The organism is Gluconacetobacter johannae (assembly GCF_014174305.1).
In the GTDB taxonomy this organism is placed as follows: Bacteria; Pseudomonadota; Alphaproteobacteria; order Acetobacterales; family Acetobacteraceae; genus Gluconacetobacter; species Gluconacetobacter johannae.
This window is the reverse complement of the sequence record NZ_JABEQH010000023.1, coordinates 26545-48210: the sequence shown is the minus strand read 5'-3', so window position 1 is coordinate 48210 and position 21666 is coordinate 26545. Positions and strand designations below refer to the sequence as shown.

At 69.6% G+C, this 21666-nt stretch carries 18 protein-coding genes; 5 read left to right on the top strand and 13 right to left on the bottom strand.

Translation table 11 applies throughout. The annotated features are described in order from the left end of the window. Positions 1-9: 9 nt before the first annotated feature. The 6 genes from nadC to HLH21_RS14910 form a co-directional block, all read right to left on the bottom strand. Entirely contained in the window at positions 10-870 is an 861-nt protein-coding gene (nadC, locus tag HLH21_RS14935; RefSeq protein ID WP_182944553.1) for a carboxylating nicotinate-nucleotide diphosphorylase, read from the bottom strand. Continuing rightward, positions 867-2426 carry an L-aspartate oxidase gene (locus HLH21_RS14930; RefSeq protein ID WP_182944552.1) on the bottom strand — a complete coding sequence of 520 codons (1560 nt, stop codon included), beginning with the start codon at positions 2424-2426 and terminating at the stop codon, positions 867-869. The genes nadC and HLH21_RS14930 overlap by 4 nt, the downstream gene beginning before the upstream one ends. Beyond that, on the bottom strand, positions 2423-3406 hold the full coding sequence (gene nadA, locus HLH21_RS14925; protein WP_182944551.1) for a quinolinate synthase NadA: 984 nt from the start codon (positions 3404-3406) through the stop codon (positions 2423-2425). The genes HLH21_RS14930 and nadA overlap by 4 nt, the downstream gene beginning before the upstream one ends. A gap of 221 nt (positions 3407-3627) precedes the next feature. Next, complete coding sequence (locus HLH21_RS14920; RefSeq protein ID WP_182944550.1) at positions 3628-4512, bottom strand: NUDIX hydrolase; 885 nt, start codon at positions 4510-4512, stop codon at positions 3628-3630. Positions 4513-4537: 25 nt separating this feature from the next. Beyond that, entirely contained in the window at positions 4538-5032 is a 495-nt protein-coding gene (locus tag HLH21_RS14915; RefSeq protein ID WP_182944549.1) for a GNAT family N-acetyltransferase, read from the bottom strand. A gap of 109 nt (positions 5033-5141) precedes the next feature. Beyond that, positions 5142-7712: a TonB-dependent receptor plug domain-containing protein gene (locus HLH21_RS14910; RefSeq protein WP_182944548.1), complete on the bottom strand. Its 2571-nt coding sequence runs from the start codon at positions 7710-7712 to the stop codon at positions 5142-5144. A gap of 266 nt (positions 7713-7978) precedes the next feature. Between HLH21_RS14910 and HLH21_RS14905 the strand changes: the two genes are divergently transcribed. The 5 genes from HLH21_RS14905 (at position 7979) to ung (ending at position 13883) form a co-directional block, all read left to right on the top strand. After that, the gene (locus HLH21_RS14905; protein WP_182944547.1) at positions 7979-9556 is read left to right on the top strand and encodes a flavin monoamine oxidase family protein; all 1578 of its coding nucleotides are present in this window, start codon (positions 7979-7981) and stop codon (positions 9554-9556) included. A 2-nt stretch (positions 9557-9558) separates the two neighbouring features. Continuing rightward, positions 9559-9975 (top strand): c-type cytochrome, encoded by a 417-nt coding sequence (locus HLH21_RS14900; protein ID WP_182944546.1) that lies wholly within the window; start codon positions 9559-9561, stop codon positions 9973-9975. Between the two features lie 187 nt (positions 9976-10162). Then, on the top strand, positions 10163-11068 hold the full coding sequence (locus HLH21_RS14895; RefSeq protein WP_182944545.1) for a LysR family transcriptional regulator: 906 nt from the start codon (positions 10163-10165) through the stop codon (positions 11066-11068). A 181-nt stretch (positions 11069-11249) separates the two neighbouring features. Next, on the top strand, positions 11250-12998 hold the full coding sequence (locus tag HLH21_RS14890) for an FUSC family protein (protein ID WP_246379833.1): 1749 nt from the start codon (positions 11250-11252) through the stop codon (positions 12996-12998). Between the two features lie 192 nt (positions 12999-13190). Continuing rightward, positions 13191-13883, top strand: a complete 693-nt coding sequence (gene ung / locus HLH21_RS14885; protein ID WP_182944543.1) for a uracil-DNA glycosylase — start codon at positions 13191-13193, stop codon at positions 13881-13883. 166 nt (positions 13884-14049) lie between these two features. Here the strand turns inward: ung and HLH21_RS14880 are convergent, their stop codons facing one another. Genes HLH21_RS14880 through HLH21_RS14850 form a run of 7 tightly spaced genes read right to left on the bottom strand, consistent with a single transcriptional unit; the run spans position 14050 to position 21651 of the window. Next, on the bottom strand, positions 14050-15288 hold the full coding sequence (locus tag HLH21_RS14880; protein WP_246379832.1) for an alpha-hydroxy acid oxidase: 1239 nt from the start codon (positions 15286-15288) through the stop codon (positions 14050-14052). Between the two features lie 30 nt (positions 15289-15318). After that, entirely contained in the window at positions 15319-16638 is a 1320-nt protein-coding gene (locus tag HLH21_RS14875; RefSeq protein WP_182944542.1) for an MFS transporter, read from the bottom strand. Between the two features lie 46 nt (positions 16639-16684). Beyond that, positions 16685-17476, bottom strand: coding sequence for a triose-phosphate isomerase (locus HLH21_RS14870; protein WP_182944541.1), 792 nt, complete (start codon positions 17474-17476; stop codon positions 16685-16687). 4 nt (positions 17477-17480) lie between these two features. Next, positions 17481-18452, bottom strand: a complete 972-nt coding sequence (locus tag HLH21_RS14865; RefSeq protein WP_182944540.1) for a 3-hydroxyacyl-CoA dehydrogenase family protein — start codon at positions 18450-18452, stop codon at positions 17481-17483. A gap of 39 nt (positions 18453-18491) precedes the next feature. Further along, positions 18492-18983 (bottom strand): ribose-5-phosphate isomerase, encoded by a 492-nt coding sequence (locus HLH21_RS14860; protein ID WP_281375056.1) that lies wholly within the window; start codon positions 18981-18983, stop codon positions 18492-18494. Then, the gene (locus HLH21_RS14855; protein WP_182944539.1) at positions 18970-20682 is read right to left on the bottom strand and encodes a dihydroxyacetone kinase family protein; all 1713 of its coding nucleotides are present in this window, start codon (positions 20680-20682) and stop codon (positions 18970-18972) included. Before HLH21_RS14855 ends, HLH21_RS14860 begins: the two co-directional genes overlap by 14 nt. 36 nt (positions 20683-20718) lie before the next feature. Then, the gene (locus HLH21_RS14850) at positions 20719-21651 is read right to left on the bottom strand and encodes a sugar phosphate isomerase/epimerase family protein (RefSeq protein ID WP_182944538.1); all 933 of its coding nucleotides are present in this window, start codon (positions 21649-21651) and stop codon (positions 20719-20721) included. Between the last annotated feature and the right edge of the window lie 15 nt (positions 21652-21666).

Here is a 21666-nt window from a genome sequence, read left to right as displayed (position 1 = left end):
CCGACGCGCCTACATGCCCCGGCTGTCGTAATCCAGCCCGATATCCAGGGCGCGCACCGTATGCGTCAGCCATCCCAGCGACAGGATATCGACCCCGGTCGCCGCGATGGCGGCGGCGGTGTCGGGGGTGATGCCGCCCGAGGCCTCGGTCAGGGCGCGACCGGCCACCATCGCCACCGCGTCGCGCAACTGGGCGGGCGTCATGTTGTCCAGCAGGAACACGTCCGCGCCGCCGGCCTGCAACGCTTCGGCCAACTGGTCCAGCGTATCGACCTCCAGCTCGATGCTGACCAGATGGCCGGCGCGGGCGCGGGCGGCGTCCAGGGCCGCGCGCACGCTGCCGCCGGCCAGGGCGATGTGGTTGTCCTTGATGAGGATCGCATCGTCCAGGCGGAAGCGGTGGTTGGATCCTCCCCCGGCCCGCACGGCGTATTTCTGGATCGCGCGCATCCCCGGCAGCGTCTTTCGCGTGCAGCAGACGCGCGCGCGGGTGCCCGCGACGGCGCGGACGATTCCGGCCGTCGCCGTGGCGATGCCGCTGAGATGCGACAGGAAATTCAGCGCCACCCGCTCGCCGCCCAGAATCGCCGGCGCGGCGCCGACGACGCGCGCGATGCATGTGCCGGGCGCGACGGTGCTGCCGTCAGGGCGTTCGACCGTGAAGCGCACGGCGGGGTCGATCAGCGTGAAGGCCAGCCGGGCCAGCGACAGGCCGGCCACCACGCCGTCCTGCCGTGCGACCAGGGCGGTGTGCAGGATCTGGCCCGGCGCGGCCAGGGCGTCGGTGGTCAGGTCGCCGCCGCAGCCGAAATCTTCCAGCAGGCCGGCGCGCACCAGGGGTTCGAGCATGAAATCGGGCAGCGGCGTCATGAGATCAGGGCTCCTGAAGGAAGGCGGGCGACGGGCGCGGCCAGGGCCGCCAGGGTGGGCCACGCCCGCGCCAGGGTGATACGGCTGGTGACGGTAACGGGTGCGGTGTCCGGGTAATCGGTCCGGTAATGGCCGCCCCGGCTCTCGTGCCGCTCCAGCGCGGTCAGGCACAGCAGCGCGCCGACCAGGGCATGGTCGTCATGCGGCACATGCGGCGCCAGGGCGCGGGCCGCCCGGCGCAGGCCATCGGCGTCGCGCAGGATGCCGGCGGCGCGTCCGACCAGCGCGCGCACATCGGCCAGGTGCGCCGCCTGGGGCGGGGCGATGTCCTGCGCCGACACCGGGCCGGGGAGCGGCAGGGATGCCCCGTCCAGGTCGCACGCGACGAAGCCGCCGCAGACGAAGGCTTCCAGCAGCGAATTGCTGGCCAGGCGGTTGGCGCCATGCAGGCCGGTGGATGCGGCCTCGCCGCAGGCCCACAGGCCCGGCACCGACGTCCGGCCGTGCAGGTCGGTCTCGATGCCGCCCATATGGTAATGCGCGGCCGGACGGACCGGGATGGGGTCGCGGTCGGGGTCGATCCCATGGGCCAGGCAGGCCCGCGCGATGCCGGGGAAATGCCGCGCGAACTGCCCGTGCGTCGCCGCGCGGGCATCCAGCAGGACGCGGTGCCCGGCCGCCAGATGCGCCTGGATGGCCCGCGCCACGACATCGCGCGGGGCCAGTTCGTCGGTGAAGCGGGCCCCGGTCTCGTCGATCAGCAGCGCGCCTGCGCCGCGCACCGCCTCGCTGACCAGCGCGCGCGGCGCGTGGCCGGCGTGCGGGGCCGCCGAATCCAGGGCCGACGGGTCCAGGGCCGTCGGGTGGAACTGCACGAATTCCATGTCGCGCAGGGTCGCCCCGGCGCGCGCGGCGCAGGCCAGGCCGGACCCCAGCCCGCCGGCCGGGCTGGTCGTGGTGGGAAACAGCGCGCCGACTCCGCCGGTGGCGATCACGCAGGCGGCGGTCGGGATGGTCACCGCCTGCCCGGCGCGCGTGGCCAGCACGCCGGCCACGCGCCCGTCCGCGACCACCACCCGGCGCAGGGCCGCGCCCTCCAGCACGGCGATGCGCGGCGTGGCGCGGACGCGGGCGACCAGCGCGCGCATGATCTCGGCCCCCGTGCCGTCGCCGTTGGCATGGGCGATGCGCGGGCGGGAATGGGCGGCCTCCAGATGCAGGTCGGGCCTGCCGTCGGGCCGGCGGTCGAACGCCACCCCCAGCCCGGCCAGCGCCGCCACGGCGTCCGGCCCCGCCCGCGTGATGGCCTCCACCGCCACCGGGTCACACAGCCCCGCGCCCGCGGCCAGCGTGTCGCGCGCATGCAGTTCGGGCGTGTCGTCCGGGCCGATTGCGGCGGCGATGCCGCCCTGCGCCAGGGTGCTGGCGGCATCGGCGGCCAGCGGCGCGGGCGACAGCACCACGCACGGCCGGTCCATCAGCAGGGCGGTCGCCAGGCCGGCCAGGCCGGCCCCGGCAATGACCGGTCGCCCGGCAAGGGCGGCAAGGTCGGTCATGCCGCCAGCATCCGTTCCACCGCGCGGCGTCCGCCCGCCAGCAGAGGGGCCGGGATCGTGACCTCGTGCGTCAGGCTCTCCAGCGCGTGGCGGATGGCGGGCAGGGTGATGCGCTTCATGTGCGGGCACAGGTTGCAGGGCCGCACGAAATCAATGGCGGGATGGGCGGCCGCCAGGTTGTCGCTCATGGAGCATTCGGTCACCAGCAGGACCTTGTCGTGCGCGCCGTGCGCCACGAAATCCGACATCGCCGCCGTCGAGCCGGAAAAATCGGCCTCGGCGACGACGCCGGGCGGGCATTCCGGATGGGCCAGCACGGCGACGCCGGGGTTGTCGCGGCGCCAGTCGCGGATGTCCTGCGGGGTGAAGCGCTCGTGCACCTCGCAATGGCCGGCCCAGGTGATGATCTCGACCCCGGTCTGCTTCTGGACGTTCTGCGCCAGATATTCGTCGGGGATCATGATGACGCGGGGCGCGCCCAGGCTCTCGACGATGTGCCGCGCGTTGGCCGAGGTGCAGCAGATATCGCTCTCGGCCTTCACCTCGGCCGTGCTGTTGACATAGGTGACGACCGGCACGCCCGGATGGGCGCGCTTCAGCGCCCGCACGTCTGCCGCGGTGATCGAATCCGCCAGCGAGCATCCGGCCTGCAGGGACGGGATCAGCACCGTCTTGTCCGGGTTCATCATCTTGGCGGTCTCGGCCATGAAATGCACCCCGGCCATGACGATCACGTCGGCGTCCAGCCCCTGGGCGTCGCGCGCCAGGGCCAGGCTGTCGCCCCGGATGTCGGCGATGCAGTGGAAGATTTCCGGCGTCTGGTAATTATGCGCCAGGATCACCGCCCGATGCCGGCGCTTGAGGTCGAGGATGGCCGCGATATCGTCGGCGAACATCTCCCACTCCATCCGGGGGACGACCCGTGCGACGCGGTCGTACAGGGCTTCGAGGCGGGGCGAGGCGGTCAGGGTCTCGGACATGTACGGCTCCCTCGGCCTAATTATGCTCGTTATGAGTATAATTAGGCCACATCAGTTCACCCCTGTGATTGGCCCGCGCGCGCGCCGCGTCAAGAGGCATCGACATGACAGCGTTGTGACCAGCCCGCCCGCCAGGCTGGAAAGGCGCCGTCCATGGGGGGCGAGATATCGGACCGGGTCCCGTCTGAAAACGCGCGTCGGATCGCCGGCAAACCGCGTTTTCAGACGGGACGGGTGAGGGGGAGTTTCGATCCGGCTATCCGCCGCGCCCCGATCACCTCGCGCCGGAAACGGAACAGCCGGGCGGGGCGGCCGCGCGTGTCGGGGGCGACCTCCGCCGTTTCCTCCACCAGGTCCTGCTGGGTAATCAGGCGGCGGAAATTCTGCTTGTGCATGGCCTGCCCGGCCACCGCCTCGACCGTGCGTTGCAGGTGCAGCAGCGTGAAGCTGTCGGGCATCAGTTCGAAGATCACGGGGCGATAGCGGATCTTGGCGCGCAGCCGCGCCATGGCGGTGGCCAGGATGCGCCGCCCGTCGCCCGCCATGTCCTGGCCCCGCACGGCCGCCCCTCCGGGCGGCGCCGATTCCGGCACCAGCCCGGCCTCCCACAGCAGTTCATAGCGTTGCAGCACCAGCTCGTCGTCCCAGCCCAGCCCCTCCAGCCCGAAGGTCAGGGCGATGCGCTGGCGGCGGACGGCGCCCAGGGCCGGCGGCGCGGCGCGGGCCCAGTCCTCCAGCCGCGCCGCGATCCGCGCGACCAGGGCGCGGCCGTCGGGGGCGGTCTGGTCCTCCCACGGGAAATAGTCGTACCAGTTGCGCCAGCCATGCTCCCCGCGATGGATGCGGGTCAGCGCCAGGTAGGAAATCAGCACGCTGCGCTCGTCGCCGGCATCGTTGTCCGGCGCGTCGGCAAAGGTGTAAAGCTGTTCGACATGGCCCAGCGCATGCCCGGTCTGCCGCTCGACCCACAGCCGCAGGCCGGTCTGCAACGACCGGTGCCCGGCCTCCAGCGGGCCGGAGGGCAGCACCCGCCCCCCCTCCAGCGTCAGCACCATCGGGCGGTCCTCGCTGACCGCGATCAGCACGGCGATCAGTTTCGTGGGCATGGCGGGCGTCCCTCCTGGCCGTCCCCTATGCCGCGTCCAGCCTGCGGTACATGACGTGGCAATCCACCACGCCCAGCGTGGCATGGCGATAGGCGCCGGGCAGCGTGCCCACGATGGCGAAGCCGTGCTTCCGCCACAGCCCGATCGCGACGGTGTTGGTGGCCACGACCGAATTGAACTGCATGGCGGCGAACCCCATCTCGCGCCCCACGCGCAGCGAATGCGCGCACAACGCCCCCGCCACCCCCTGGCCCCGCGCGGCGGGTGCGACGATATAGCCGCAATTGCACACATGGTCGCCCGGCCCGGCGGCATTGGGCTTGATGTAATAGCTGCCCAGGACCACCCCGTCGCGTTCGGCCACGAACGTCGCGCGCGGCGTCTCGGCCCACAGGCGCCATCCCGCATCGCGATCCATCTCGGGGTCCAGCGCATAAGTCTCCTGCGCGCGCACGACATCGCGCAGGACCGGCCAGACCGCATCGAAATCGGCGGGCACCAGGGGGCGGATCAGCAGCATGTATCCTCGGGCAAGACGACTGGCGTCACCGTATCAGCCGCCGGCCGTCGGGACAAACGGGGCGCTGCCCGAACCCGGCAAGGGCCGAGGCCCCTGCCTTCCGTCGGCATCAGAAGGTCGCGTTGATCCGCCCGTAGTAATAGCCGCCGTTGATCGGCACCTGCGCCGCGTTCTGGTCGTAGACGGCGGCGCCCAGGGAGTTGAGCACGTCCGGCAGGCGACGCGGGCGAATATTGAACAGATTGTTGCCGCCGACCGCGAAATGCCAGTGGTTGTCCAGACGATAGCCGATTTCCAGATCGGTCAGCCAGCGCGGGGTGTTCTTGAACTGGCCGAAGCAGGAATTGGAAGAGCGCAACGCGCCGCCCGCCGGGCACCGCAGCGCGCTGTCGGTCCAGTCCTGGTAGGTCATCATGTCCGTCGTCTCGCCGTAGCGGGTCTGGCGGAGGTTCACGTCCCAGTTTCCGACGGTGTAATAGAGGTTCAGGATGATCTTGCTGCGCGGATAGGCGGTGGTCAGATAGCCGATCGTCTGCGCGTTCAGCAGCGGCGCGCCGGTCTGCGACAGGCCGTTGTGATGCAGCCGCGTGCGGTTGAGGTCGAGCGCCATGCTCAGCGCCAGATTGCCGTAGCGATGCAGGTGGAACGTATAGTCCGCCTTGATGTCCAGCCCCTGCGTCCGCGTGCTGGCGCCATTGGCGAAGTAATAGGTCGATACGTTGGCGACATCCAGCGAGTCGGTGGGCAGGGCATAGCCCATCGCCTGGATGGCGCTGACCGCCGCGGCCCCTTTCGTGCTGCCGCCCTGGCCGATGCGGTTACGCAGGTTGATCTGGTAGGCGTCCGCCTCGACGTGGAAGCCGCTGACCGGCTCGACCACAAACCCGCCGCTGGCGCTGACCGCGCGTTCGGGCTGAAGCGGGCTGGCGCCCAGCGACCGGGCCGCGGACGAGCTGACGGGCAGCAGCCCCGATGAGCTGTTGGGGCCCACGCTCATGGTGCTGTAGTGCTGTTCGGCCATGGTGGGCGCGCGGAAGCCGGTGCTGATCGTGCCGCGCACGGCAATGCGCGAGGTGATGTCCACACGGGTCGAGACCTTGCCGTTCTCGGCATTGCCGACATCGGTGTAATGCTCGAAACGGCCCGCGAAATCGAGGTCCCAGCGCTTCACCGGGTGGAAATCGCCGTCGATATAGGCCGCCCAGATGTCGCGGCTCCATGATCCCGCGCTTTGCGGGCCGAGGCCCGCGTACCCCTGCGTGCCGCCAACCTGGTAGGACGGCGGGCTGCCCGCCACGATCTCGTAGGTTTCAAGCCGGTGTTCGCCGCCGAAGGCCAGCACCATCGGCACCGTGTTGAAGATGTTGATGCGGCGGCGGACATCGAGGTTGTTGGTCCATTGGGCATTGCGATAGCTCAGCGAACGGACCGTCGTGGGCGACCAGCCGCACCCTTCGGTCGAGACATTCGCGACGTTGCCGTTATTGCAGGTCGTGCCGAGCATTCCCGTGTTGGCGGTGTGCTTGTTGCCGACAATATCCTCGTCCGCGCCGTAGACCGTGCTGACGTCCCAGTCGAACCCGAGGAAATCATGCCCCTTGACCCCCAGGAGGGCGGCATAGTCGTTTTCCTCGATGGTTTCGAGGGGCGAGAACCCCGAAGGATACAGCGAAGGCGCAATGCTCGGGACGCGATAGTTCTGGATGGCCTCCGCATGGCGGTGGGCATAGGTGATCTGGCCGTAGAAATCGACCTTCTCGGCGATGGGCTTGCCGAAATCTATGCCGAGATTCTCGCGCGTTTCCTCGGGCGTGCTCATGATCTTGTTGGAATCGGTCGGCACGCGCATGGCGTTTTTCACCACGCCGGCATAATAGCCGGTGGTGTTGGCGCCCGTGGGCCAGTAGCCGAGCAGGCGGTGGTCCTGCGCCCCGGCCACGAAATGGTCGGTGTGATAGACCTGCCCGCTGAGATGGACATAGCCGTCGTTGCCCAGCTTGAGGCCGCCGTCGGCATTGACCTGATACTGCCAGCCATCGCCGTTATAGGCGTTCGCGCCCGTCTGGGCGCTGACGCTCAGCCCGTGATCCTGCTTTTTCGTGATGATGTTCACCACGCCGGCAATGGCGTCCGAGCCGTACATCGCGGCGGCCCCGTCCTCCAGCACCTCGACATGGTCGATCATGTTGGCCGGGATCATGTTCAGGTCGACCGGCGTCGCGCCGAACTGCGGGCCGGAGTTCTGGACGATATTGCCCGTCACGTGACGGCGCTTTCCATCCACCAGCACCAGGACCTGGTTCGGATTGAGCCCGCGCATGCGGATCGACGACGTAAGCGCGGCCGTGTCGCTGCCCTTGGCCGATATGTTGATCGAGGCATAGGTACGCGTCAGCGCGTCGGCCAGGTTCATCTGGCCCGAACGGCGCAGCGTCGCGGCCGAGACGACAGTGATCGGGCTGGCGCTGTCGCGCGCGTGTCGGTTGGTGGCGTGCGTTCCCGTCACGATGACGGCCTCGCCGGCGTCGGCGGGCGGGTGGTAGGCGGCGGGCGTGCCGGCGGCATGCTTCGCCTGCTTCGTGGAATTGCGTTGCGGTTCCGCATCAGAAGGGGAAAGCGCTGCACCCGTGCACCCGAAGAAGCAAGCCGTTGCGAGCAGCAATGAATGTCGTGACGCCATATGACACCCTTTTATGGTCAAATCCCGGGCCGGACGCCGGACGGCATCACGGTTACGACATTTCGGTTTCGGAATGTAACACCCATTCGCGTTTAGAAATAATATGTATTAATTTATACACAAACATATACATTCCGGGGGAGAGATGCATTCTGTTGCATGTTGGAAACGTCATGCTTATAGGTGGCCGGGACGGGATCTTTCGATACCCATCCCCGATCTTTGCAGGTCGGGACATCTCTTTGCCGACAAGGAACCACAGCTTCATGGCCTCACAGACCCGACGCCAGCTTCTGACCGCGCTTGGTCTCGCGGGGGGAACCGCGGCCCTCTACCAGGCGATGACGGTCATGGGCCACGCGGCCGATTCACGATTTTCGGGGCCGCCGGCGCTGTCCGGCGCGCGCAAGGGGTCGAAGGTGCTTGTGCTGGGCGCCGGGCTGGCGGGGATGCTCGCCGCCTACGAATTACGCAAGGCGGGATATTCCGTTCGCATCCTGGAATATCAGGACCGCCCCGGCGGGCGGAACTGGACGCTGCGCGGCGGCGACCGCGTTGTGGAAATGGGCACGCCCGTCCAGAAAGTGGAGTTTTCGCCGGGGAACTACATCAATCCCGGTCCGTGGCGCATTCCCTATCACCATCGCGCCCTGCTGCATTATTGCAAACAGTTCGGCGTCGCGCTGGAACCGTTCATCCAGCTCAATTACAATGCGTTCGTCCAGAGCGCGGAGGCTTTCGGCGGCAAGCCGATGCGCTATCGCGATGTCGCGTGCGACTTCACCGGTGTCGTCGCCGAGCTTCTGGCGAAATCAATTGATGGGCACACGCTCGATCAGGAACTGACGCCGGACGATCGCGCGCAGCTGAAAGAGGCGATGCGTGGCTGGGGCCTGCTGGACGAGAACCTGCGCTACACCAGCAGCGTGCATACCTCGACGCGCCGGGGATGGGAAAAGCGTCCGGGGGGCGGCCCGGACGGCGCGCCCGTGCCCTCGCACCTGCTCGACCGGCACGAGCTGTTCAAGCCGGGCATGTGGCAGTCCCTGGCATTTTTCATGAATTACGAGATGCAGACGACGATGTTCCAGCCGGTCGGCGGCGTGGACATGATCGGCAAGGGCTTCGCCAGACAGGTCGCCGACCTTATCACCATGCATGCGCGCGTCACCCGCATCGCCCAGGACCCGCACGGCGTGCGCGTGACGTGGGAACATACCGCAAGCGGCAAGGTCTCGGAGGAGACCGCCGACTGGTGCGTCTGCACCATCCCGCTTTCGGTGCTGAGCCAGATCGACGTCCAGGTCGCCCCCGCCATGAAGGCCGCGATCGGCGCCGTGCCCTATACCTCGCACATCAAGATGGGGCTGGAGTTCAAGCGCCGGTTCTGGGAGCAGGACGACGACATCTATGGCGGCATAAGCTTTACCAGCGGCGAGATCTCGCAGGTTTCCTATCCCAGCTACGGCTATCATTCATCCGGGCCGGGCGTGCTGCTTGGCGCCTATACCAAGAACATGGCCGGCCTGGACATCGCAGGTATGTCGCCCGCCGAACGGATCGAGACCGGCCTGGCGCAGGGCTCGGTCCTGCATCCGCAATATCGCAAGGAGTTCAGCAACGGCGCCTCGGTGGCCTGGAGCCGCATTCCCTGGTCGCTGGGCTGCTGCGCCATCTGGAGCGAGGAGAGCCGCAGGCAGCACTATCGCACGCTGACGGAAATGGACGGGCGCATCGTGCTGGCGGGCGAGCACGCCTCGTACCTCGGCTGCTGGCAGGAGGGGGCGATCCTGTCGTCTCTCGATGCGATAACGCGACTTCACAAGCGGGCGCAGGAGGCCTGAGCATGAACAGCCATATCCTGCGCGCGCTCGTCATCGCGGGCCTTGCCGCTTTCCCGGTCGCAGCCCTGGCCGATTCCCCCGGTGCGGGGGGCGAGCGCAAAAGCGACATGCAATCCGGCGCCGAGGTCTATCGCCATGTCTGCCAGGCCTGCCACATGGCGGACGGCAAGGGCGGCAAGGGGGCCGCGGTCATTCCGGCGCTGGCCGGCAATCCCAAGCTGGCGATCTCGGCCTATCCCGCCGGGGTGGTGCTCAACGGCTTCGGGGCGATGCCGTGGTTCAACGGCACGCTGAGTCCCGAGCAGATCGCGAATGTCATCAATTATGTCCGCACGCATTTCGGCAACAGCTATGCCGACACGCTGTCGGCGGACGATGTGAAGGCCATGGCAGGCCCCGTGCCCCACGTGACGCACTGATCCCGCCCGTAGGATCGTACGGCAAAGTCCTCTGGAACCCGGTCGTTTATCCCCGACCGGGGTCCAGGGCCTCAGGCCCTGGTGGGTTCGGGCAACGCCCGACCTTCCTTTCCCTGTAACGCGGCCCCTATGGGACCCCGCCCCGAAGCGGTAGGGTTGCGAAGGCATCCTTGGTCGGGCGGTTCGTGTGTTCCTACGTCAGTTGAGCTATCTGGTCGCGCTTGACCGTTTTCGGCATTTTTCCCGTGCCGCGGAGCATTGCGGCGTGTCCCAGCCCGCGCTTTCCGCCGCCATCCGGCAACTGGAGCACGAACTCGGCGTCACGGTCGTGCTCCGCAACCGGCGGGTGTTCGGCTTCACCGCCGAAGGCGAGCGGGTTCTGGCCTGGGCGAAGCAGAGCATCGCGGCGCTGGACGGTCTGCGGCAGGAGGCGCAGTTCGCCCATGAAGTCGCCGGGGGCAGCCTGTCCATCGGCACGATGCCGCCCGCCATCCAGATCGTTCCGCTGCTGATGGAAAGCCTGCGGGCGGCGGTGCCGGCGCTGCACCTGTCGGTCAACGTCGCGGCCAGCGCGGACATCCTGCGCGACCTGGGCGACCAGCGGATCCAGATGGGGCTGATGTATCTGGACCAGGTGCCTGCCGACGGGCCGTTTGAAACCCGGCATCTCTACGCGGAACAGCTCGTGCTTGCGGCCTCGTCCCAGGTCAGCCTGCCCAACCGGACCGCCTGCCGCTGGGACGAGGCGGCGCGGCTGCCGCTGTGCCTGCTCGGGCGGTCGATGAGAAGCCGGCAGATCGTCGATGCGTGTTTCCGCGAGGCCGGGTGCGAGCCGGCGGTGTATCTGGAGACGAATTCGCTGGAACTGCTGCATGCCGAACTTCAGGCGGGGCGCCTCGCGACGATCCTGCCCACGGCCGCGCTGCCGGCGGGACGCGAGACGGTGGCCCCGCTCCAGATCCGGCGTCTCAGCCCCTGCCCGACGCCCGGGGTGGGGCTGGTACGCCTGCGCCAGCCGGTGGTGACGGCCCTGATGGCGCGAAGCTGGGAGGTCGCCTGCGGGCTGGTGCTGGACGACGCGCTCAAGCTGTAGGGCGCTTCATAAACGGTCGTTATGATGAGATCACGACAAACGCTTGGACGCGCGCCCCGCCGCGCCGCAGCCTGTCGTTTTTCGGGGCGGGACCATGTCAGGCGCGGTGGGAAGAATGGCCGATTCCGGGGCCAGGACATGGGTCCGGACATGGGGCCATGCATGGGGCAGGCCCTGGACCATGCCATGGCGGTGGCTTCTGGCGCCGTCGCCGGCCGACCTGGGGTTCGCCGTCCGCACGTCGCTGGCGGCGATACTGTCGCTTCTGATTGCGATGTGGATGGAACTGGACAGCCCGCAGTGGGCGCCGCTTTCCGTCTGGGTCGTGGCGACGGCGTCGCGGGGCGAATCGCTGTCCAAGGCGCGCTGGCGTCTGGTGGGCACGGCGGTGGGGTGCTGCGCGGGGGTGGCGCTGATTGCCGCGTTTCCCCAGGAAAGCGGCCTGTTCTTCGTGGGGCTGGCGCTGTGGATGGGTCTCTGCTGCGGGTGCGCGACGTTCTTTGACGGGTATCGCAGCTACGGCCTGCTGGTCACGAGCTTCACGTCGGCGATCGTCGCGACCGGGGCCATCAGCCAGCCCGATCATGTTTTCGACGTCGCGATGGCGCGGGGCACCTATATCGTGCTGGGCATCGCGTGCGAGGCCGGGATGGCGGCGCTGTTCCTGCCGGGCGTCCGGGCGGCGGCGCGCGAACGGCTGCCCGGCCGGCTGCGCGGGCTGGCCGACAGGGTGGCATCCGGTGTGACGGCATCGCCGCCGGGCCGGCTGGATGTCGAGGCGGAAAGCGGCCTTCTGGCCGATCTGGTGGCGGTCAACGCGCGGGTCGAATTCGATGTGCTGGAAATGGGCGCGGGCCAGGGACGAAGCGCCGACCACGCGCGCGCCGCGCTGGCCCACCTGCTGGCGGTGCTGGCCCGCGCGCGCAGCGGCGTGCGGGGCGCGGCGCTCGACCGGGATCTCGGCGCGGCAAGGCGGCATATCCAGGCGATCATGTCGCCACGGGCGCGGGACCCTTTCAGGTTCGGCAGCCATTCTCCGCGCCAGGCGATCGAGGCCCTGCATAACGGCCTGCGGGCGGCGGTGGGGATTATCGGCGCATGGCTGGTCTGGGAGGTGACGGCATGGCCCGCCGGCCCGGCCTTCGTGTCGTTCGTGGCGCTGGTCTACGGGCTTCTGGCGACGCGCGAGGTCCCGGCGCTGGCGTCCGCCGGGTTCTATCGCGGGGCGATGTGGTGCGCGGGGGTCGCGGGACTGTATGTCGCGCTGGTGATCCCGGCCGTCACGTCGCCGGAATGCCTGGTGCTGCTGCTGCTCGTTCCCATGATCGCGGGCGGGCTGGCCGCGCGGACGTCCCGGCTGGTCAATCATGCCTTCGCGTTCAACCTGTTCTTTCCCGTGCTGCTCGGCCCGTCGAACCTGGGGCGTTATGACGAGGTCTCGTTTCTCAACGGGGCACTGGCCTTCCTGGCGGCCGTTCTGTTCGCACGGCTGACCTTCGGACTGGTGCTTCCCTTCAGGGCGGACAGCCATCTGAGGCGCACGGCGGCCTGGGTGGAGCGGCGGCTGCGCGCCCTGGCGCGCGGCAATGACGCATCGTCGGTCCCCCGGTGGCTCGCGGCGAATGCCGACAGCATGGTGCGCGCGGTGCGGACCTGCCGCGACGTCCCCCGCGACGAGATGCTGCGGTACATGGGCCGGCACCTGGACGCCATGGCGCTGGGCATGTGGGTGATCGAACTGCGTGACGCGGCCCGCTCCGAAGACCTTCCCGCCGGCGTGCGCGTACGTCTGCGGGTCTTTCTCAGGGCCTGGCTGCGCCAGGGCGAGCAGGCGCGGGGCGTGGCCCGGCAGGTGTTGCGCGATGTCCAACGACACCCGGACATCAGGCCGGACGTGCTGACGGCGTTGCGGGGAATTGCGGAACGATAGCCGTCTGCCCCATCGCGCAACGAAGGAAGATCGGGCTTTGCCCGAACCCACCAGGGCCTGAGGCCCTGGACCCCGATCATGATGAAACGACTGGGTTTCCAAAGGGCCAGGCCCTTTGGTGGGTCAAGGGCAACGCCCTTGCCTTCGCATTCCGCCGCATCTGGTTTAAATGTGGCCCCAGGGAGAACCGCAATGACGGCAGAAACGGTCAGATTGTCCGAAAGCTGGAAAAAGGCGCTCGCGGCCGAATTCGATGCGCCTTACATGCGTACGCTGAAGGATTTTCTGATCGCGTCGAAGAACAGCGGCAAGGTCATTTTCCCAAAGGGGAACGAGTATTTTCGCGCACTGGACCTGACGCCGCTCGGGACCGTAAAGGTCGTCATCCTGGGGCAGGACCCCTACCATGGGGAAGGCCAGGCCCACGGGTTGTGCTTCAGCGTCAGGCCGGGCGTCAGGGTTCCGCCCTCGCTGGTCAATATCTACAAGGAAATGCAGGCCGACCTCGGCATCCCGCCGGCGCGCCACGGCTATCTGGAGCATTGGGCGAAGCAGGGTGTGCTGCTGCTGAACAGCGTGTTGACCGTCGAACGCGCCTGCGCCGCATCGCATCAGGGCAAGGGCTGGGAACGCTTCACCGATGCGGTCATCGCCCGCGTCAACGCGCAGGAGACGCCGGCCGTCTTCATGCTGTGGGGCGCCTACGCCCAGAGGAAGGCCGCCTTCGTCGATTCGTCGAAGCATCTGGTCCTGAAGGCGCCGCACCCGTCGCCGCTTTCGGCGCATAACGGCTTTTTCGGCTCCCGGCATTTTTCCCAGGCCAACGACTTCCTGATCCGAAACGGGCTGACGCCGATCGACTGGAAATTGCCCGATACCCCCTGAAGGCGTCCCGCGCGCGGCCCTTATCGTAGCGCGGGGTGCGGCCAGGGCTCTGCCCTGGACCCGGCAGGGCCTGAGGCCCTGCACCCCAATCATTTGATAACGAATGGGTTTCCAAAGGGCGACTGCCCTTTGGTGGGTCAAGGGCAACGCCCTTGGCGGGGACATCTCATGCGTCAGTCTTTCGGAAAGCTGGGATCAGGCACGCGGGGCCGATGTCGGCCAGCGTGGCGAGGCCAAGCTGCGCCATGTCCAGGTCGACCTCGCGGCGCAGCAGCCCGGCCGCATGGCGCACGCCGGCTTCGCCGGCCAGGGCGGCGGCGTAGAGGAACGGGCGGCCGATCAGCACGAAATCCGCCCCCAGGGCCAGCGCCTTCAGGATGTCGCCGCCCCGGCGGAAGCCGCTGTCGACCAGCACCGCCATGTCGCCGCTTGCATCGCGGACCGCGCCCAGCATGTCCATGGGCGACGCCACACCGTCCAGCTGGCGGCCGCCATGGTTCGAGACGACGATGCCGTCGGCGCCATGCTGCCGCGCCAGGCGGGCATCGGCGGGCGACAGCACCCCTTTCAGCACCAGCGTCCCCTGCCATGACCGGCGGATCTGCCGCACATGATCCCAGGTGAAGGCGCCGTCCCCGCCGATGAAGCTGACCTGACGCGAGAACAGGCCCGGCCCCCCGCGCGGCCGGATGTTGGAAATGACCGGCACCCCCTGGCGCGCCAGGGTGCGGGCCGCGGTGCCCAGCAGCCAGCGCGGATGGGCCAGCCCGTCGGCGACCAGGCGCGCGTTCGGGCGCAGGGGCATGGTGTAGCCGTTGCGCCGTTCGGCCTCGCGGTTCGATCCGGCGGGGACGTCCACCGTCACCACCAGCACCCTAATTCCGGCGGCGGCGACGCGGGCCAGCATGCCGTCGATATGGACCGGGGCCGGCGGCAGGTAGGCGGCGAACCAGATGCCGGGATTGACCGCCGCCACCGCCTCCATCGGCGTGATGGAATTGGCGCTGAGCACGAACGGCAGGTTGGCGGCGCGCGCGGCCCGCGCCATCCGCATATCGGCATCGAAGGCCGCCACCGCCGCGGCGCCCATGGGCGCGATGCCGAACGGCACGTCATAGCGATGGCCGAACAGGGTGCGCGCCGGCGTGCGCGACGCCACGTCGCGCAGGATCCGCGTCACGAAATGCCAGCGGCCGAAGGCGGCGCGATTGTCGCGCACCGCCCCGCCGTCGGCCGCGCCGCCGCTGGCATAGCCGTAGATGGCGCGGGGCAGGCGATGGCGCGCGGCGGCCTCGAAATCATCGAGGTTGAGATAGCGCCCCCACAGGCGCGGGACCGGCGCGGCCGCCGCCGTGGCGGACGACATACCCACAGGACGTGTCGGCACAATGGACAGAACGGTCATGTCATTGATCCCTGATCGGGGTCCAGGGCCTCAGGCCCTGGTGGGTTCGGGCAACGCCCGACCTGCCGCCGGGGTTCTGCCGGCCAGCGGCGGCAACGGGGCGATCGGCCCCACGACGAACAGATAGGTCATCGCCCCCAGCACGCAGAACCCGCCGGTGATGCACAGCGGCGCGATGAACGAGCCGCCGGTGATCTTGAGGATGACGCCGGTCATGGTCGCGGTCAGGATGCCCGACAGGTTGGCCGCCCCGTTCTGGATGCCGCTGAGCGAGGCGACATGCGCCGCACTGGGGGCGACGTCGGCGGGCAGCGACCAGATATTGGCGCCGGCCAAGGCGATGCCCGCATAGGCCGTGGTGAAGAATGCCAGGCACAGCGCGTCGCTGCGCGTAAAGGCCGACAGCGTGATGACCGACGACAGCAGCATGCCGCCGACCAGGCAGGTCTTGCGCGCGGCGGTCAGGCTCCAGCCCGCGCGGTACAGCCGGTCCGACGTCCAGCCACCGATCCAGGCGGACGGCACCGCCGCCAGGCCCGGCAGCATGCCCAGCACGCCCAGTCGATGCAGCGAGAAATTGCGTGCCTGCACCAGGTAGGTCGGAAACCAGGTGGTGTAGAAATAGAAGACGAAATTCAGGCAGAAGAAGCCGATCATCATCCCCCACACCGTCCGGTAGCGGAACAGGGCGCGGAACGGCACCGCCGCCCCTGCCTGGGCGCCCTGGGCCTGCGCGGCGGGCTGCGCCGCCCGCAACGCCGCCAGTTCCCGCGCGGTGACGCCGGGATGGCGGTCCGGATCGCGATAGAGCAGCAGCCACGCCACCACCCACGCCACCCCCACCAGCCCGGTGACGACGAAGGCCAGACGCCAGCCGGTAAAGCTGATGAGCAGCGCGATCAGCGGCATCGACAGCGCCGACCCGGCGCGCGACCCGCTGTCGAAGATGCCCGAGGCCAGCCCGCGTTCGCGGGTGGGGAACCATTGGGCCGCGACCTTGGTGTTGCACGGATAGCTTCCCGCCTCGCCGACGCCCAGCGCGAAGCGGCAGCCGAACAGCAGCGCCGCGCTGTTGACCACCGAGGTGACGGCCGTGAAGAACGACCACCACAGCACGGCGACGGCATAGGTCAGGCGCGGCCCCAGCCGGTCGACCACCAGGCCCGCCGGCACCTGCATGGCCGCATAGGTCCAGAAGAAGCCGCTGAGCACCACGCCCAGCACCGCCGGGCCAAGATGCAGGTCGCGCGCGATGAAGGGGGCCGCGACCGATACGGTCGCCCGGTCGATATAATTGATCGTCGTGGCCGCGAAGCACAGGATGACCATGATCCATCGTAGCCGTGGCATGGCGCGATACTCCGAACGGAAAGGGGGAAGCGCGCGGGGTCGCCGCCTATGGCCCCCGGCGCGGCGGGCGCGCGGCAGCGCGCGCCAGGGCGGCGTAGCCCTCGGCGGTCCAGGCGGCGCGGCCCACGAACAGGCCGTCGATGTCGGCCAGCGCGGCATAGGGCGCCGCGTTTTCCAGGTTCACGCTGCCGCCGTACAGCAGCGGGGATGCGCCGGGGGCGTCGGCGGCGCGGTCCAGTTCCTGCCGGATGCCGGCGGCGGCCTGCGCCACCAGCGCGGGCGGGGCGGGGCGTCCGGCCTCGCCGATCGCCCAGACGGGTTCGTAGGCGAACATCACGCGGCCCGCCTGGGCCGCCGTCAGCCCATGCAGCGCCAGGCGCACCTGGCGGGCCAGGACCAGGTCGGACACGCCCCCGTCCCGTTCGGCCTGCGTCTCGCCGATGCAGACCAGCGGGGTCAGCCCATGGCGCAGCGCGGCGTGGACTTTCTGGTTGACGGTCTCGTCGGTCTCGCCGAAATGCCGGCGTCGTTCGGAATGGCCCAGTTCGACCATCGTCGCGCCGCACTGGCGCAGCATCGGGGCCGAGATCTCGCCGGTCCAGGACCCTGACTCGTCCCAGTGCATGTTCTGCCCGCCCACCTGCACCGGGCTGTCGCGCAGCAGGCGCGCGACATCGGCCAGGACGGTGAAGGGCGGCATGACGAAGGGGAGGACGCCGTGCCAGTCGTCCACCGCCGCGATGCGTTCGGCATAGCTGCGGGCGTCGTCGGGCAGGCCGTTCATCTTCCAGCTCGTGCCCACCCAGAAGGGCCGGCCGGGGGCGGAGGGATCGGACATGGCCCTACTCCTTCCGCTGGAGGGGGGAGGGGCCGAGGTCCTGCAGAAGCTGGCCCATCCGCGCATAGGCCTTGTTGCGATAGGCGATCAGCGCGTCGGTCTGCGTCTTGTCGAAGCTGCCGGAATAGCCCGCGCCCGACTTGGTGCCGAACCTGCCTTCGGCCACCAGGGCGGTCAGCGAGGCCGGGGTGGCCAGGCGGGGGCCGAAGGCCTCCTCGAACGTGCGGAAGCAGTTGGCGTAGACATCCAGCCCCGCCATGTCGGCGATGGCGAACGGGCCGAAGAAGGGCAGCCGGAAGCCGAAGGTGGTGCTGACCAGCGTGTCCACGTCCTCGGGTGTTGCGACACCTTCCTCGACGATCAGGGTCGCCTCCTTCAGCAGCACATATTGCAGCCGGTTGAGCACGAAGCCCGGCGTGTCGGCCACCTGCGCGCAGCGCCGCCCGGCGCGGGCCAGCAATTCGCGGATCGCCGGCACGATCGCGGGGTCGGTGTCCGCGCCGCAGACCAGTTCGACGCCGGGGATGAACGGCGCGGGGTTGCTGAAATGCACCGTCAGGAAGCGGCGGGGGTGGCGCACCGCGTCGGCCAGCGTATGGACCGGCAGGGTGGATGTGTTGGTCGCGATGATCGCATCGGGCCGCGCCGCGTCCGAGATCCGGGCCAGCACCTCGCGCTTCAGCGCCGGGATCTCGGGCACCGCCTCCTCGATGAAATCGGCGTCGGCCACCGCTTCCGCGATCGAGCCGGCGGCACGCAGATTGTCGGCGATCAGCCCCGCCGCGCCGGGCGGAAACAGTCCCTGGCGCTCGAAGGCCCCGGCCTCGTCATGCAGGCGTCGCAGCGCCGCAGCCGTGGCGTCGGGCGAGGCGTCGGCCAGCGTGACCCCGACCCCCGCCAGGGCCAGCGACTGGGCGATGCCGCCCCCCATGTAGCCCGCGCCGATGACGGCGACATTTCTGATCTGGATGGTCATGTCGTGTTCCTGCTGTCCGATGTCTGTCGCCCGGCTGTGTTACAGCGCGTGGGCGGGGGCCGGTTCGTAGCTGCAGATGGCGGCCACCTTCGCCGCCGAGGCCGATTGCCGGTCGAAGCGATAGCCCAGCCAGTCCCGCACCAGCATCCGCGCCAGTTCCAGCCCGATCACCCGCTCGCCCATGCACAGGACCTGCGCGTCGTTGCTCAGCACGCCGCGCTGGACCGAGTAGGAATCATGGGCGGTGACCGCGCGGATGCCCGGCACCTTGTTGGCGCTGATCGCCACCCCCAGCCCGGTGCCGCAGATCAGCAGGCCCCGGTCGGCCCGCCCGTCGGCGATCATGCGGGCGGCGCGGACGGCGACGTGGGGATAGTCGGTGTGCTCGTCGTCGCCGACGCCGATGTCGATGACCTCGGCCACCCGTGGGTCCTGCCGCAGGTCGCGGGCCAGGGCGGCACGATAGTGCAGGCCGGCATCGTCGCTGCCGATGACGACGCGCCATGTGCGCGGGCTGTCAGACATTTTCATGCTCCATCATCTTCAGGATCGTGCGGGCGCACAGCGCCAGCGACACCGCGCCGGCGTCGGGGTGACCCTTGCTGCGCGCCGCCAGCGGGCGGGCGCGCCCGATGCGCGGCAGCAGGTCGGCGGTGCGCTCGGCCGCGGCGGTGGCGGCCCCGACCGCCGCGTGCCAGGACCGCGCCAGCCCGGCGCCGCTCGCGCTCTCGCGTTCCAGCGTCTCGACGAACGGCAGCAGCGCGTCGACCAGCGTCTTGTCGCCGGGGCGCGCGCCGCCCAGCCGCATCACGGCGTCCAGCGCGGTGCGGGCGGCCTGGGCCACGCCCACCGCCGAGGGGGCGTCCTGGTTGCCGATCGCCCGGCCGGCGCTTTGCAGCCCCAGGCCCCACAACGCCCCCGACGTGCCGCCCGCCCGGTGGGCCCAGGCGTCGGCCGCCGCCGTCAGCACGTCGCCGGCCCCGGCCCCCTCGGTCGCGGCGTCCCGCGCGGCGCGCGCGCCGGCCGCCGACCCGCAGGCCATGCCCCGGCCATGATCGCCGTCGCCGGCGTGGGCGTCGATCCGGCCCAGTTCCGCCTCGGCCCCGTCCAGCGTCGCCGCCAGCAGGCTCATCGCCTCGGCCACCGCCTGCCCGGCGGCGCGCGACGCGGCGGATGACGGGGCCCAGGCGGCGGCCTGGTCGGCGGTGTCCTCGATTTTCGGGGCCGGCGTGGTCGGGATGATGGTTCCGCGCGTCAGGGCGGCGCTGTCGCAGGGGGCGGTCCACAGGGGTTCCAGCGTGTCGTCCAGCCAGGTCAGCGACAGCGAGCACCCTTCCATGTCCAGGCTGGTGATGAACTCGCCCACCTCGGGGCGGATCGCGTCCAGGCCGGCATTCCGCAGCCCGGCGGCGACGGACGTCCACAGCACGAACAGCTCCTCCTGCTTGGTGCCGCCCAGCCCGTTCAGCACCGCCGCGACAGGCGTGCCCGCGCCGGCCGGCATGTCGTCCAGCAGCCGGCCGACCAGCAGGGTCGCCAGGTCGCCGGCCCGCAGGATCGCGACCTCGTCGATGCCGGGCTCGCCATGGATGCCCAGGCCCAGCGCCATGTGCCCCGCCGGGACCGAGAACAGGGGCGCCTCGGCGCCCGGCAGGGTGCAGCCGCCGAACGCCACGCCGAACGAGCGCGTGCGGTCGTTGGCGTGGCGCGCGATCCGCGCCACCTCGTCCAGCGGCCGGCCGGCTTCGGCGGCGGCGGCGGCCAGCTTCAGCACCGGCAGGTCGCCCGCGATGCCGCGCCGCCTTGCCGGTTCGCGCGCGCTGGCGATGTCGTCGGTGATCGCCACGATGCGCGTGTCGATCCCTTCGCGACGCAGCCGTTCGGCGGCGATGTTGAAATTCAGCACGTCGCCGGCATAGTTGCCGAACATCAGCACCACGCCGCCGCCGCGATCCGCCCGCTTGCAGACATCGTAGACCGCCCTGGCCGAGGGCGAGGCGAAGATGTCGCCGGCCACGGCGGCGTCGGCCAGGCCCGGCCCGACATAGCCGGCGAAGGCCGGGTAATGGCCGCTGCCGCCGCCGATGACCACGGCGACCTTGCCGGGGGGCGTGGCGGTGGCCCGCATCACGCCGCCGCGGATACGCTGGACCAGATGGGCGTGAACGTCGCAGAACCCGTCCAGCGCCGTCGCCGCGAAGCCGTCGGCCCCATTATGGATATGCGTCATGTCGCGTGTACTCCTGGCGTTTTCCGTGATGCGTCTTCAGCGCGGCAGGATGCGGCGCAGGTATTCGCGGTTGGTGGCGCTGACGCTCAGCCCGTCGCCGCCGTAATGTTCCACCAGGAAGGCGCTACGGAACCCGTGCCCCAGCGCCTCGCGGATGGCCGCGCGATAGCTGATGACGCCGAATTCCAGCGGCGCCGGCGCGGTGACGACCATTCCCGTGGTCGCGTCCTCGGTGCGGAAATAGTTCTTCACGTGCCAGTAGCGGGCGAAGGGCGCGACCTTCTCCATCATCGTCCGCCAGTGTTCGACCGGCCGGTGCATCCGCACCAGATTGCCCAGGTCGGCGTTCAGCCCCACATTCGGCAGGTCGATGTCGGTGACGAAGCGGACCGCGCTGTCGGCGGTGCCCAGATAGGTGTCCTCGTACATCTCCAGCGACAGTTCGATGCCGGCGTCGGCGGCGTGCCGGCCCAGTTCGCGCAGGCGGCGGACCGCCAGGGCCCAGGTCGCGCGGTCGTCTGGGTCGCGGTAGCCATCGACCGTCCAGAACCACAGCGCGCGCTTCTGTTCCGGCGTCAGCGCCTGGAACAGCCCGAAGGACACCGCCCCGGCGCCGATTTCCGCCGCCACGTCGATCAGCCGATGGGAATAATCCAGGTACTCCTCGCCATGTTGCGCGTCGATCACGCTGCGCCGCGCGGTCGAGATGGCGGGGATCGTCAGCCCGGCGTCGCGCACCACGCCCATGAATTCGTCCAGCCGGCTGCGGCCCAGATCGGCGATCCGCAGCCAGGAATCGGTGGGGTCGAGTTCCGTGAAGCCGGCGTCCGCGACATCGGCCAGGGTCGCCGCCCACTCCTCGGCCGGTACATCCTGCACGCATCGCCCGTCGGGCAGGATGTTCGGATACTGGATCATCGCGGCCGCGATCGGCCAGTTGTGGCGGTTCCAGGGCAGGGTTGCAGGCATCGGATGAATCTCCTG